Annotated in this window: 9 protein-coding genes; 2 read left to right on the plus strand and 7 right to left on the minus strand. The window is 63.8% G+C overall.

The genetic code is table 11. From position 1 onward, the window contains the following. Positions 1-39: 39 nt before the first annotated feature. Complete coding sequence (gene glnA / locus BC1002_RS09550; RefSeq protein WP_013089840.1) at positions 40-1455, minus strand: type I glutamate--ammonia ligase; 1416 nt, start codon at positions 1453-1455, stop codon at positions 40-42. Between the two features lie 456 nt (positions 1456-1911). Here glnA and BC1002_RS09555 point away from each other — a divergent pair, with 456 nt between their 5' ends. After that, on the plus strand, positions 1912-2376 hold the full coding sequence (locus BC1002_RS09555) for a rhodanese-like domain-containing protein (RefSeq protein ID WP_013089841.1): 465 nt from the start codon (positions 1912-1914) through the stop codon (positions 2374-2376). Between the two features lie 174 nt (positions 2377-2550). Here the strand turns inward: BC1002_RS09555 and BC1002_RS09560 are convergent, their stop codons facing one another. From BC1002_RS09560 to BC1002_RS09575, 4 genes are all read right to left on the minus strand, one after another. Next, positions 2551-3399: a competence/damage-inducible protein A gene (locus BC1002_RS09560; protein WP_013089842.1), complete on the minus strand. Its 849-nt coding sequence runs from the start codon at positions 3397-3399 to the stop codon at positions 2551-2553. 20 nt (positions 3400-3419) lie between these two features. After that, a complete protein-coding gene (locus BC1002_RS09565) occupies positions 3420-4253 on the minus strand; it encodes an EI24 domain-containing protein (RefSeq protein ID WP_013089843.1) in 834 nt (277 codons plus the stop codon). Positions 4254-4455: 202 nt separating this feature from the next. After that, positions 4456-5454, minus strand: coding sequence for a sterol desaturase family protein (locus BC1002_RS09570; RefSeq protein ID WP_013089844.1), 999 nt, complete (start codon positions 5452-5454; stop codon positions 4456-4458). Positions 5455-5536: 82 nt separating this feature from the next. After that, entirely contained in the window at positions 5537-6556 is a 1020-nt protein-coding gene (locus BC1002_RS09575) for a YVTN family beta-propeller repeat protein (RefSeq protein ID WP_013089845.1), read from the minus strand. A 579-nt stretch (positions 6557-7135) separates the two neighbouring features. Here BC1002_RS09575 and BC1002_RS09580 point away from each other — a divergent pair. Next, positions 7136-9601 carry a YadA family autotransporter adhesin gene (locus tag BC1002_RS09580; protein WP_041734380.1) on the plus strand — a complete coding sequence of 822 codons (2466 nt, stop codon included), beginning with the start codon at positions 7136-7138 and terminating at the stop codon, positions 9599-9601. An 83-nt stretch (positions 9602-9684) separates the two neighbouring features. Here the strand turns inward: BC1002_RS09580 and hrpA are convergent, their stop codons facing one another. After that, positions 9685-14022, minus strand: coding sequence for an ATP-dependent RNA helicase HrpA (gene hrpA / locus BC1002_RS09585; RefSeq protein WP_013089847.1), 4338 nt, complete (start codon positions 14020-14022; stop codon positions 9685-9687). Beyond that, a complete protein-coding gene (locus BC1002_RS37690; protein ID WP_157874661.1) occupies positions 14019-14159 on the minus strand; it encodes a hypothetical protein in 141 nt (46 codons plus the stop codon). Before BC1002_RS37690 ends, hrpA begins: the two co-directional genes overlap by 4 nt. Between the last annotated feature and the right edge of the window lie 44 nt (positions 14160-14203).

The raw sequence follows: 14203 nt of genomic DNA on the forward strand, positions 1-14203 counted from the left end.
AAGCGCTTCGCCGCGTGAAGGGCGAAGCGCCATGGCCGCTTACAGCGAGTAGTACATTTCGAATTCGATCGGGTGCACCGACTGACGATAGCGTTGCAGCTCGCCCGTCTTCAGTTCGATGTACGCGTCGAGCATCGAATCCGTGAACACGCCACCGCGCGTCAAGAACTCGCGGTCCGCGTCGAGTGCGTCGAGAGCCTGGTCGAGGCCCGCGCACACGGTCGGGATCTTTGCATCCTCTTCCGGCGGCAGGTCGTACAGGTTCTTGTCGGCAGCTTCGCCCGGGTGAATCTTGTTCTGCACGCCGTCCAGACCCGCCATCATCAGCGCGGAGAAGCACAGGTACGGATTCGCCAGCGGATCCGGGAAGCGCGTTTCGATACGGCGGCCCTTCGGGTTCGACACGTGCGGAATACGGATCGATGCCGAACGGTTGCGAGCCGAGTAAGCGAGCTTGACCGGCGCTTCGAAGTGCGGCACGAGACGCTTGTACGAGTTCGTACCCGGGTTCGTGATCGCATTCAGCGCGCGAGCGTGCTTGATGATGCCGCCGATGTAGAACAGCGCGAATTCCGACAGACCCGCGTAACCATTGCCCGCGAACAGGTTCTGGCCGTCCTTCCAGATCGACTGGTGAACGTGCATGCCCGAGCCGTTATCGCCGACGACCGGCTTCGGCATGAACGTCGCCGTCTTGCCGTACGTGTGCGCGACGTTGTGGATGATGTACTTCATCTGCTGCAGCCAGTCCGCGCGCTGCACGAGCGTCGAGAACTTGGTGCCGATTTCGTTCTGGCCCTGGCCCGCCACTTCGTGGTGGTGCACTTCGACCGGAATGCCGATCTGTTCGAGCAGCAGACACATTTCCGAGCGGATGTCCTGGAACGTGTCGACCGGCGCGACCGGGAAGTAGCCGCCCTTGGTGCCCGGACGGTGACCGGTGTTGCCGCCTTCGAATTCCTTCGCCGACGACCACGGTGCTTCTTCCGAGCCGATCTTGATGAAGCAGCCCGACTGGTCCGTGTTCCACTGGACCGAATCGAAAATGAAGAATTCCGGTTCCGGACCGAAGAAGGCCGTGTCGCCGAGGCCCGAGCTCTTCAGGTACGCTTCGGCGCGCTTTGCGAGCGAGCGCGGATCGCGCTCGTAGCCCTTGCCGTCAGCCGGTTCGACGACGTCGCAAGTCAGCACGAGGGTCGATTCTTCGAAGAACGGGTCGATGAAGGCCGTGTTCGCGTCCGGGACCAGCAACATGTCCGATGCTTCGATGCCCTTCCAGCCGGCAATCGACGAACCGTCAAACGCATGGCCGCTTTCGAACTTGTCCTCATCGAATGCCGACACCGGCACCGAAACGTGTTGCTCCTTGCCACGGGTGTCGGTGAAGCGGAAGTCGACAAACTTGACGTCTTCGTCTTTGACGAGTTGAACGACGTCGGCCACGGATTTACTCATAACCTATCTCCTGATTAACAATTTCGGCGGAATTCAGCCGCCGCCCAATCTAGCTGACCCGTCCCGGAACGTCCACATATACGGCGTCGCAGGCGGAAAATTCTGCGGGACCAATCGATCGGCACCAATAAAGCAGATAGTGTGCCACCTATGAGCCCACTATGAGCCAATTCGGCGGACATCCTTGCTGCGCTTACGTGTGCGGGCTGCGTGCGGAGCGCGGGCCGCGCCACGAAGAAACGCCCGAACATCCGCACGCACCAGTTTTGTGCATTCACCGCTTTGGAAAACACGTTGTCTTCCATTTTGGTGCATTCAGATTAAAGCGCACCATATTTGCGCATCGAGGTTAGGACAGCGCCCGCCGACTGCCCCGCAGACGCCCAGTCTACACAGGTCTGCGCGGTGCCTGCCGCGCGCTAGAATGATCATTTGGTCCGAAGGAGATTGACGCTCATGAGCACGCTCGAACAGCTTTACGCGAAGGCGGACGCCCGTCGCGCCGAGAACCAGTTGCCCTACGCGGGCGCGGTATCGCCGGCCGAGGCGTTCGAACTGCTGGAACTCGATCCGCGCACCCGTCTCGTCGACGTGCGTACCCGCGCCGAACTCGACTGGGTCGGCCGGCCGGTGATCGGTGATGGCCAATACGCGCATGTCGAATGGACGCGCTATCCGGGCGCGGTGCCCAATCAGGAGTTCATGCAGCAACTCGCGCAGGTCGCCTCGCCCGACACGCCAGTGCTGTTCCTGTGCCGCAGCGCCGCGCGCTCGAAGCTGGCCGCGATCGCCGCGACCCAGGCCGGCTTCACGAAGGCGTACGATCTGCTGGAAGGCTTCGAAGGCGATAAGGACGGCCAGGGGCATCGGAAGACGGTGTCGGGATGGTGTTTTCGCGGCTTGCCCTGGATCGGCGCCTGACGGCGGTCGGCGCACTGCCCTCACATGCGCAAGCCCCGTCGCACGGGTCTGAGGCAGGCCAATCGAAACGGGACGCGCCGACCACGCATTGATTGCATCGTCGGCGCGGGTTGTGACACTGGGATGTCGCGGCCCGCGCCAACCCAACCTCCGGCGCGAACCGCTGCCAGCCGCTCAGCTTCGCGGCTTACCGGTGGCGGCTGCCGCCGCGGCCGCTACTTCAGGCTCGACAATATCGCCACCGAGCAGATGCACCCCCTCGCGCAGCTTCACGAACGCCGCGGCGACGGCTTCCGGCTCACCCTTCACACCGAGATCGATGTGATGCCGCGCATACACACCACCGCGCTCCGCATCCCCGACGCTCGGCAGGCTGAACACCCGCACGCCCGGAAAATCGCGCTCGATTTTCTCCATCAGCGGCGTCACGCGCGACTCCGGCAGCTCGAACACCAGCAACGACTTTTCAGCGTGCGGCGTGGTGTGATGCAGATGCGCGTACTGCGTGTCGAGCACCCACTCGATCATCGGCCAGGCCATCACCGGGAAACCCGGCACGAAATGGTGCTGGCGGATCGAAAAGCCCGGAATCTTGTTGTAGCCATTCGGAATGATGTCGGCGCCCTGCGGATAGGTGCCCATGTTCAGGCGATGCCGGTTCTCGGGCGAGTTCAGATCGAGCGGCATCGCCGAAGTCGCCGGATACATGTCGCGGATGCGCTCCTGGATCAGCTTCGCCGCCTCCGGATGCAGTTCGAGGGGCACGCCGAGTGCGGCCGCCGCGCACTGGCGCGTGTGGTCGTCAGGTGTCGCGCCGATGCCGCCCGTCGAGAAAACGATGTCGCCCGACGCGAACGTGCGACGCAGCGTCGCCGTGATGCGCTCCGGATCGTCGCCGATGTACTCCGCCCAGCCGAGCGACAGCCCGCGCGCCCGGAGCAACTCGATGACCTTCGGTAGATGCTTGTCGACGCGCCTGCCCGACAGGATTTCATCGCCGATGATGATGACGCCAAATGCCATTGCCGCCTCTTTCGTTTGGATCAATAGGGAATCGGCGCGACCTCGCGCGCGCCGCCAGACGCTTCCGCCCGCATCCGCTGCAACGCGCGTAGGCAGTAGTTGCCGAACCACAGCGCCGAGAACACGAGGATGAACGCGTAAATCCAGATCGTCACCGTCGTAATCACCGGGAACAGCACGATCAGCCATACAGACGACGCCCATAGCAGCGTCGGCAGCGAACCTAGCAGGCCGCTCGCGACACCGATCAGCAGCAACGGCAACCGATGGCGCCGCACCAGTTCGCGCCGCTCGTCGGGCGTCGCATGCAACGCGAGCGCGTCGTAGGTCATCACGCGATACGTGAGCCAACCCCACAGCAGCGGCGGAATCAGCGCAAAGAACGGCGGCACGAGCCACAACGGCAACGTGACGATCAGCAGGACGAGACACAGCAGCGTGGTCCAGAGCGCCTGACCGAGGCTACCGTACCATGTTCCGCCGCGTCGTATCTCCAGCCCGGCGAACTGGCGCGCCGCGAGAAAGCGGATCACGGCCGGCATCGACAGCATGGCGATCAGCAGCAGCACCGTGACGACGATCAACGGGATCGCCATCGCGATCACGATGAACGGCGCGATGACCGCGTGTAGCGTCGAAAAACCGAGCACGTCGAACAGATGATAAAGCGTGGCGGTGAAAGACCAGTCGTCGAGCCAGGTGCGGGTCGCGCCGGTCAGCGTCTGCCAGAAGAACCACAGCAGTAATCCCCAGCCGACCGTCGCGACGATAAACGGTTTGAAGGTCAGCCAGAGCATGCGCGGATGCAACGCGCTTGCGAGTGCGCGCCCAAACGAGCGCAACAGATCATTCATCGAGCCAATGCCTGCGTACGAAACGATGGACGGGAAAAACGCGCCGCCCCGGCCTGGCATGCTGGGGCACTGGAGGCGCGCACGAACGTGCACAGCATAAACCAAGGGACGCGCCGCCGGCGGAAGTGGGCGGGGCGGCGGAGCGCGTGCACGAATGGATGCGCAATGGGCGCAGAATGGATTCTGAATACTCTGAATGAACTCAAACGGCGGCGGTGTCGTTGCGGGTTGCGCGGCGCTTCGATACGAGGCGATGCGCGATGCGCACGAACGCGAACCAGTGCTGCGCCCAGAAGCCATCACCATAGCGGCGGCCTTCGAGCTGATCGCTGATACCGGTCGGCTCCATGTCGCGGCTCCACGACACGCTGCGGAACAGCATGTCCCACCACGGGAACAGCACGCCGAAATTGCAGCCGTACTTGAGCCCTTCATGACCCAAGCCAATCGCGTGGTGACGGCGATGGAATGTCGGACTGACGAGCAGCCGCTCGCCGAGCCAGCCGTAATACAGGCGGATGTTCGCGTGCTGCACGCTTTGCGCGAGGTTCGTGATCGCGACTAGCACGACGAACTGCGACGGCGGCACACCGATCGCGAGCGAGATCACCGCGAAGAACGACGCCTGCAGCAAATCGTCGAGCAGATGGTTACGATCGTCGGACCACAGCGACATCTGCCGCTGACTATGGTGTACCGCATGCAGTTCCCACCACACGCCGAAGCGGTGCTGCCCGCGGTGATACCAGTACCCGGCGAAATCGAGTACCAGTAGATACATGACGAACGTGGCGAGCGGCTGCGTGGTCACGCCAGGCCACAGGTTGTCGAAGTTCAGGTTCGCGATGCCGTGAAGCCGGAGCCAGCCTTGCACGTTGTCGAAGAATGGCTGCAGTGCGAAGAAAAAGAACAGGTTCAGAATGCCGAGCTTGGCGATCCAGGTGTACAGCACGTCGACGCGCACTGCCTTGCGGTTTTCCCATTGCTCGACCGGGCGCAGCGCCTCGAGCGGACGCAGGATCGCGTACATCGCGAGCACCTCGAGCACACCGACGATGACCCAGTACAGGCTGTCGTAGGTGTCCTCGTCGTAGTCCATCAGATTGAACCGGAACAGCAGCGGCTGCACCACGTCGACGTACAGCCACGTCTGCGTGGCTGAAACGAAGCTGTCGAGTGTGGAGAAAATCAGATGGAACATTGTGCTGGCCTGTTACTTCATTCTTGATGGCTCGTGGCGCCCGGGCTCTGCTCTGTTGCTCTCAGGCACACGCTGAGACCCCTCAAGCACCGTTCGGCGCCGTGACCGGCGCGCGGTTGAAGAAATAGATGCCATGCGGCGAGCGGCCCACTGCAATCGTCTGGATCAGCTTGCGCGTGTTGAGATCGATGATGCCAATGTGCTTCGCGAAGCGGAAGGTCACCCACAGATAGCGCTTGTCGGCGGAAAGTTCCATGTCATCCGGTCCCGGCATCAGGCCGCTGATGTCGCCGACGTTGGTGAGCGTGTCTTCGTCGATGATGCTGATCGTGCTAGCGACGCGGTTCGACACCGCGACATGCTTGCCGTCGGCGAGCGAGCGGAAGTTGTGGGCGCCCTTGCCGGTGTGAATCGTCTTGACAACCTTCTGGTTGCGCCAATCCACGACGGCGACGTAGTCCTCGCCGGTCATGCCAACGAGCAGGTACTTTTCGCCCGGCGTCATCCACAGACCCGCGGGCACCTTGCCGACCTTCATCTTCCATTTGACGGTTTGCGTGGGCAGATCGATGGCGGCGAGTTCGCCCGAGATCTGCAGCGAAACGAACACCGTCTTGCTGTCGTTCGTGAACGCCATGTGGCTCGGCATCACCGCGAGCGGCAACCGTGTAGCCAGCGTCATCTGGTTCTTCTGGTTGTCGTAGTGGTAGATGTCGAGGCGGTCGAGCCGCAGGCCCGTAGTGACGAGCCACTTGCGATCCGGCGAAAAACCGATTTGATAGGGATCTTCGATGTTTTCGACCCAGCGCTGCAACTGCCCCGTTTTCGGATCGACGAACATCAGGTTGTTCGACACCGAATTGGCGACGATCAGCGAGGAATTGTCCGGCGTGACCATCAGGTGATGCGGTTCCTTGCCCGTGGACACGGTGCCGATGACCTGTCGGCTGTTCTCGTCGATCAGGCTCAGCGTGGCCTCACCGGAATTGAGCACGATCACGTTATTGGCGTGCGCCGCCGTAGAAAAAAAGCCTGCGGCGGCGACCAGCGCCGCAGCCGCGGCGAACGTGGCAGTGAAGCCGGGAAGAAGAAATTTACGCATGAAAACTCGCTTCGGAGAACAACGGTCATTGTAGAACGTTTGCCGGCCCGAGCGGTTGACGTAAGTCACCGGGCGACGACCGAAAAATGACGGATGCGATGAAGTGCGGCCGCGCGCAGGTGGGTTCGTCTACCACGTCCAGGTCGATGCTCGCGTCACGGGTTTTCGAGTGCGAAATCAATGTGCTCTCCTTGTCAGAATCAATCATGCATCAACCACACGCCAATATCGCCCAGAAGCATTAGCGAAAAAATAGGAATATTCCTTTTTTCACACCAGTTAAAATCTACCTGTATTAATATATTTTTTAGCCCGTTTGAATTTCGGAGTTCGCTGATATCCGAATTGCGCGCGTACATCGGAGAATTCTTCTACGCGCCGCCTCGCCAGCGCCTCACCCATGAAAGCCGCGCGCACAACGCGGGGACGACGCGCGCTCGGCCAAATAACGCAGGTTTCATCAATGCCCAGCGTTTTGTATTTTCAATATTTTAAAACCCACCATGGCAATAACGTCGCGTTTATCTTGAATTACACACCAAACGCACAAAGCACAATAATGCGGAGAAATTTAAATTGATGCCCAAACATATTTCGATAATTCGCCGTACCACGTCTCAAATAAAAGTCGCGGCGTCGCGAACAGCCTGCCTGCAAACACACGTTGCTTGCGCGCGCCAGAAAAGCATGTCCCGGGTGGTTCGACGTACCGCGGGTGTTGCCATAGCGGCGGCCCTTTACGTCACGGAAGCGAACGGCGCCGGCGTCGCTTCCGTCGAGGTCGGCACGGCCAGCGCGCCCGGTGACGCCGCGGTCGCGATAGGCGCACAGGCCATCGCAAGCGGCAACTCATCGCTGGCGATCGGCTCGCAGGCGAACGCGCAAAACGACGGCGCGCTCGCGGTAGGGGCAGGCGCCACCGCACAGGGCGACAGCGCAGTCGCCGTGGGTCTCTCCTCTTCCGCACAGGGTGAAGGCGCGAGCGCCTTCGGGCCCTATGCGAATGCGCAAGCGGAACGCGCGACCGCGGTCGGTCTGAACGCGTCGGCGCTCGGCGTCGACTCGGTCGCAGCGGGCTCCGGGTCAATCGCGGCGAATTCGGCCGCCTCCGCGTTCGGTTCCCTATCCACGGCAACCAGCGTCGGATCGACCGCGCTCGGCTATGTCGCGCAGGCCGGAGGCACCAACTCGCTTGCCGCTGGAGCATGGGCCTCGGCGCTGGCGGATTCTAGCGTCGCGCTGGGTAGTAGTACCCTTGTCAGCGGTGTCGGCGCCATCGCCCTTGGCGTCGCTGCGCAGGCGAGCGGCGCCTACGCCAGCGCAATCGGCTTCGGCGCAACGGCGGCCGGAGCCGGCGCGATCGCGCTCGGCAGCAACGCAAACGCGAGTGCCGACAACAGCGTCGCGCTTGGCGCCAATGCCAGCACCACGACGGATCTGTCGCAAAGCGCCTTTGTGCACGGGGGAGTGGGCGCGACCCCGGTCGCAGCCTCCAGCGCGACAGGCGAAGTCTCGCTCGGTTCGGCGAACAATGAGCGTCGCCTGACCAACGTCGCCGCGGGCGCCGCGCCCACTGACGCGGTCAACGTGAGCCAGTTGAGCGCGGTCGACAACAAGGTCGATGCACTCGCTCAAAGCAGCGCGCTGCATTACCTCAGCGCTGCTGACCCGGCCGACGGCTCCAACGACGCGCTCGCAGACGGTACACACGCGCTCGCCGCGGGCAGCAACGCCAGCGCCATGGGCACCGACGCAAGCGCATTCGGCACGAGCGCCAGCGCGAGCGCAACCGACTCGACCGCGATCGGCGCGGGCGCTGCCGCCGGCACGGCCGGCGCGACCTCGCTGGGCGCATCAGCGTCGGCCTACGGCTCAGGGGCGACGGCGCTCGGGGCCAGCGCGACGGCAAACGGAGACGGCGCCCTCGCGCTCGGCTATCAGTCGAGCGCGCTAGCCGCAAACTCCGTCGCGCTCGGCCAAGGCTCGATTGCCGATCGCGCGGGTACCGTGTCGGTCGGTTCACCGGGCAACGAGCGCCAGATCACCAACGTCGCGGCTGGCACTGCCGACACCGATGCGGTCAACGTCGCCCAGTTGAAAGCGGTGAGCGACCAGAGCAGCGCGAACGCAGCGAAATTGGACGGCGCGGTCATGTACGACACGAACGCCGACGGCAGCATCAATCACAACAGCATTACGCTCGGCGGGGATACCACAGAGCGCACCGCCATCCACAACGTCGCGGACGGCGTGCTCGCGTCCGACGCGGTCAACCTCGGTCAGCTGAACGCGGCGCTCGAAGGCGCGATCAATAACGCGGCGATCGGCACAGCCGGCGCGTTGTTCAGCGCGGAGGGCGATAACGCGACCGAAACCGCGCAGGCATCGGGCGCACACGCGATTGCGGCTGGGGCGAACGCGCGGGCAAGCGGCGTCAACGCGGTCGCCGAAGGTGCGAACGCGCAGGCGGGCGGCACGAACGCCATTGCTGTCGGAGCGAATGCACAAGCAAACGGCGCCAGCGCGGCAAGCATCGGAGCGAATGCCATCGCCAACGGCAACAACGCGACGGCGGTCGGCGCCGCAGCCAACGCGAGCGCCGACAATTCGGTGGCCTTAGGCCAAGGCTCCATCGCAGACCGAGCGAACTCAGTATCGGTTGGCTCGGCGGGCCAGGAGCGCCAGATCACCAATGTCGCGGCCGGCGTGCGAGGCACCGACGCGGTCAACGTCAATCAGTTGCAGCAAAGCATGACCGGCGCGATCAGCGCGGCGAATCGCTATACCGACGACCAGATCCGTTCCGCCCGCCGGGACAGTTACGCAGGCACGGCATCGGCGATCGCGATGGCGGGCTTGCCACAAGCGGTCCTGCCGGGACACGGCATGGTCGCGATGGCCGGCGGCACGTACGGTGGTCAATCCGCACTCGCGATCAGCGTGTCGCAGTTGTCGAACACGGGCAAATGGATCTACAAGGTCCAAGGCAGCACCGACTCGCGCCGGCAGTTCGGCGCATCGATCGGCGCGGGGATGCATTGGTGAAATCAGTTCGAGCGAACGTATCGGACAAAGCCCGGACGCGGTGCACACCCAGTGTCCCGCGTCCACATCCGAGCGCCCTGGCTTTAGCGCTGCATCGACTCCCACACTTTGTGCAGGCGCTTCACCGAAACCGGCATCGGCGTGCGCAGCTCCTGCGCAAACAGCGAGATGCGCAATTCCTCGAGCAGCCAGCGGAATTCCGCAAGCCGCGGATCCACGACGCCGCCGCGCTGCGATACCGCCCGCTGATAATGCTGCAGCAGCGGCTGGAATTCGGCGAACTGCCGCGCGTCGCGGGTGGCGTCCGCGCGCAGCTTGTCGATACGCAACGCCATCCCCTTCAGATAACGCGGGAAATGTGCGAGTTGGGCGTACGGCGTATCGACGACAAAACGCTTGCCGATCAGCGCATCGAGTTGATTCTGCAGATCGGTGTACGCGGCCGCGAATGGCTTCGCCTGCAGAAGCTTCTTCATCAGGCTCGCGTATTCGGCGAGGATCTGGCCAACCAGCCGCGAGATTTCCTGCGCGAGCAACGTGAGGCGGCTACGCCCTTCGTCACGTCGGGTATGGAAGCTCGCATCGTCGTCGGGCAGGGGGGCCTGCAGGCACGCGCGGTCGAGTGCGGTGTCGATCAGTTGATCGCGCAGTTCTTCCTGCGTGGCGCGCGGCATGAACTGCATGGCCATTTCGCGCAGGCCCGGCAGATTCTTTTCCAGATACTTGATCGGCTCCTTCAATTGCAGTGCGAAAAGCCGACGCAAGCCCGTCCGATGAATCCGCGCGGCTTCTTCCGGCGAATCGAACACCTCGACGTCGCAATGGGTGCCACGGTCCACGAGCGCCGGATAACCAAACAACGTCTGACCACCTCGGCGAATTTCGAGCAATTCGGGCAGCTTGCCGAAATTCCACGTGGTCAGGTTTTCGTACAGCGCGGTGGCTGCTGCGCCATCCGGCGTCGCGGGTTGTGGCGCGGCCGCGCCCTTGCCGCGCGCCGGGCCACTCGCAGCCAGATCCGGAGAGCGCGCAGGTGTTGCGACACCGCCGCCGCCCGCATCGGTCAGCGCGGCGCCTGCCGCGCCCGAAACGAGCTTCTGGAAATGCTGCTGCGCCTGACCGCCGAGCTCCGCGCGCAGTTGCGACAGATTGCGCCCCATCGCGAGTTGCCGGCCATGTTCGTCGATGACCTTAAAGTTCATGAACAGATGCGCGGGCAGCGTCTCGAGCTTGAAGTCGGACTGCTTCATCGCGACCTGGGTCTGCTCGCGCACGTCGGCGATCAGCGCCTCGAGCAGGCCCCCTGCTCCGAAGCGCTGTGCGCTGTGCCGTTCGACGAAGCCCGCCGCGTATTCAGGGAGCGGCACGCAATGCCGACGCAGCTTCTGCGGAAGCGACTTCAGCAGCAACTGCGTCTTTTCTTTCAGCATGCCGGGCACGAGCCACTCACAACGACGCGCGTCGACCTGATTCAGCGCATACAGCGGCACCGCGAGCGTTACGCCGTCGCGCGGCGTACCCGGCTCGAAGTGATAGGTCAGCGCCATCTCGATGCCCGCCATCGTCAGCCGCTTCGGGAACAGATCCGTCGTGACACCCGCCGCTTCGTGCCGCATCAGATCGTCGCGCGACAAATACAACAGCCGCAGCTTGTCCTCCGCCTGGCCGCTCTTTTTGACTTCATCGCGATACCAGCGCTCGAACGACGCGCCGGTGTAGACGCCATCCGGCAGCGCCTGATCGTAGAACGCGTAGATCAACTCGTCGTCGACCAGCACGTCCTGGCGGCGCGACTTGTGCTCGAGCTGTTCGATGTCGGCAAGCAGCTTGCGATTGTGCGCGAAGAACGCAAGCTTCGTGTCGAACTCCCCTTCAACAAGCGCACCGCGAATAAACAGCTCGCGCGCCCGCGCAGGGTCCTGCTTGCCGAATGCGACGCGCCGCCGGTGGTAAATCGGCAGACCATACAACATCGCGCGCTCGAACGCGGACACCTGCGCTGCACGCTTTTCCCAATGTGGCTCGGACAGCGACTTCTTCAGCAGATGCGCGCCGACCTTCTCGACCCACTCCGGCTCGATTTTCGCGATACAGCGCGCGTAAAGCCGGCTCGTTTCGACGAGTTCTGCAGCCATCACCCACTTGCCCGCTTTTTTCACGAGCGCAGAGCCCGGCCACAAATAGAACTTGATGCCGCGCGCGCCGAGGTAGTACGGCTCGTCGTCGGCTTTCAGGCCGATGTTGCCGAGCAGGCCCGTCAGCAGCGCAAGATGGATCTGCTCGAACGTAGCCTCTGCTTCGTTCAGGCGCCAGCCGTGCTCGCGCACGACCGTCAGCAATTGCGAATGGACATCGCGCCACTCGCGCAGCCGCAATTGCGACAGGAAGTTCTTGCGGCACTCGTCCTGCAACTGCCGGTTCGATTTCTTGTGCGCGATCGCTTCGTCGAACCAGGTCCAGATCTTCAGCCACTGCAGGAATTCGGAGCGCTCGTCGGCGAACCGGCGATGCGCCTGGTCGGCCTGCTCCTGAGCTTCGATCGGGCGATCGCGCGGGTCCTGCACGGACAGCGCGCTCGCGATGATCAGCACTTCCTTCAGCGCCTGCTGGTCGCGCGCGGCGAGGATCATGCGGCCGACGCGCGGGTCGAGCGGCAACCGCGCGAGTTCGCGGCCGAGCGGCGTCAGCTGATTGTCGTCGTCGACGGCGCCGAGCTCGTTGAGCAACTGATAGCCGTCGGAAATCGCACGGCCCGGCGGCGGTTCGATAAACGGGAACGTTTCGATCGCCGTCAGATGCAGCGACTTCATGCGCAGAATCACCGAAGCGAGCGACGAGCGCAGAATTTCGGGATCGGTGAAGCGCGCACGGCCCTGGAAGTCGCTTTCCTCGTACAGACGAATGCAGATGCCATCGGCGACCCGGCCGCAACGCCCCGCGCGCTGGTTCGCGGCGGCTTGAGAAATCGACTCGACCTGCAGCTGCTCGACCTTGTTGCGATACGAGTAGCGCTTCACGCGCGCGAGGCCCGTGTCGACCACGTAGCGGATGCCGGGTACCGTCAGCGAAGTTTCGGCGACGTTGGTCGCCAGCACGATGCGGCGCGCGTTCGACGCGCGGAACACGCGCTCCTGCTCGGCGGCCGAGAGCCTGGCGAACAGCGGCAGAATTTCCGTATGGGGCGGATGATGTTTGCGCAGCGCCTCGGCGGCGTCGCGTATTTCGCGCTCGCCGGGCAGGAACACCAGTACGTCTCCGTGGCCTTCGCGGCACAGTTCGTCGACGGCGTCGACGATCGCCTCCATCAGATCGCGATCGGTCTCGCGCTGCGTCTTCGGGCGTTCGCGGCCAGACGACGCCGCACCCGCGGTCCCTTGCGCCGCCTTGACCGCCGGGCTGTCCTCGACCACCGGCCGGTAACGCACCTCGACCGGATACAGCCGCCCGCTCACTTCGATCACCGGCGCGGGCTTGTCGTCGCTGCCGAAGTGACGCGCGAAACGGTCGGCGTCGATCGTCGCCGAGGTCACGATGAGCTTCAGGTCAGGACGCTTCGGCAGAATCTCCTTCAGGTAGCCGAGCAGAAAATCGATGTTCAGGCTGCGCTCGTGCGCTTCGTCGATGATCAGCGTGTCGTAGGCTTTCAGCAGCGGATCGGTCTGCGTTTCCGCAAGCAGAATGCCGTCGGTCATCAGCTTGACCGATGCGCCCGGCGCCAGGTTGTCGTTGAACCGCACCTTGTAGCCGACCACTTCGCCGAACGGCGTGCCGAGTTCCTCGGCGATCCGGCGCCCGGTCGCCGACGCAGCGATCCGACGCGGCTGCGTATGGCCGATCAGACCATTGCCGCCGGCACCGAGACCACGGCCGAGCGCGAGGCAGATTTTCGGCAGCTGCGTGGTCTTGCCCGAGCCGGTTTCGCCCGACACGATCACCACCTGATTCTCCGCGATTGCCCGCGCGATCTCATCGCGACGACCGGAGACAGGAAGCGCTTCGGGGAACGTGATCGGTGGAATCGGATTCGGCTCGACGACCCGCGGCGGCCTCGGTTCGCGGGGCGCGCGAGGCTCCTTGCGCGGCTCGCCCGATTGTTTGTCGTGCGATTGCGTGTCGCGCGAGCCGTGACGTGGCTCGCCGCGGGTAGCCCCGCGTTGCTCGTGGCGTGGCCCGCGCGCTCCCTGTTCGTTGCCAGGCGTACGACGCTGTTCAACGCGAGGTGCGTCCGAGCGCCCGTCGCGGACTTCGTCACGCTGCTCGCTTTGCCGCGCATCGCCTCGCTCATCGCGAGCCTGCCGGCCATGCGCACCGCGGGGCGCGGTCGAAGGCGTACTGCGGTGCTCGCTTTGCGGTCCAGCGCCCTGCTGCTCGCGGGCCGCGTTATGAAGCGCGGAACGGAACTGGCCAAGCTGCTCGCTCAACGAAGCGCCACGTTGCTCGCTACGAGCCGCACTGCCCCGCTTTGCACCAGACACTTCACCCGATTCAGCGCGAGACACACCGCGCCGTTCGTCACGCGCCGCGCCTCGCGCTCCAGCGTGCTCTTCGCGACCTTCACGGCCTACACCGCCGGCTTCCGGCGGCACTTTTCGCGCAGACGCG

Source organism: Paraburkholderia atlantica (assembly GCF_000092885.1).
Taxonomy (GTDB): Bacteria; Pseudomonadota; Gammaproteobacteria; order Burkholderiales; family Burkholderiaceae; genus Paraburkholderia; species Paraburkholderia atlantica.

What these genes read in the sequence shown, in the direction of transcription:
- BC1002_RS09570 (WP_013089844.1), bottom strand. Translation starts at nt 5,454, where the DNA reads ATGTTCCATCTGATTTTCTCCACACTCGACAGCTTCGTTTCAGCCACG.
- BC1002_RS09560 (WP_013089842.1), bottom strand. Translation starts at nt 3,399, where the DNA reads ATGGCATTTGGCGTCATCATCATCGGCGATGAAATCCTGTCGGGCAGG.
- glnA (WP_013089840.1), bottom strand. Translation starts at nt 1,455, where the DNA reads ATGAGTAAATCCGTGGCCGACGTCGTTCAACTCGTCAAAGACGAAGAC.
- BC1002_RS09555 (WP_013089841.1), top strand. Translation starts at nt 1,912, where the DNA reads ATGAGCACGCTCGAACAGCTTTACGCGAAGGCGGACGCCCGTCGCGCC.
- BC1002_RS09575 (WP_013089845.1), bottom strand. Translation starts at nt 6,556, where the DNA reads ATGCGTAAATTTCTTCTTCCCGGCTTCACTGCCACGTTCGCCGCGGCT.
- BC1002_RS09565 (WP_013089843.1), bottom strand. Translation starts at nt 4,253, where the DNA reads ATGAATGATCTGTTGCGCTCGTTTGGGCGCGCACTCGCAAGCGCGTTG.
- BC1002_RS09580 (WP_041734380.1), top strand. Translation starts at nt 7,136, where the DNA reads ATGCCCAAACATATTTCGATAATTCGCCGTACCACGTCTCAAATAAAA.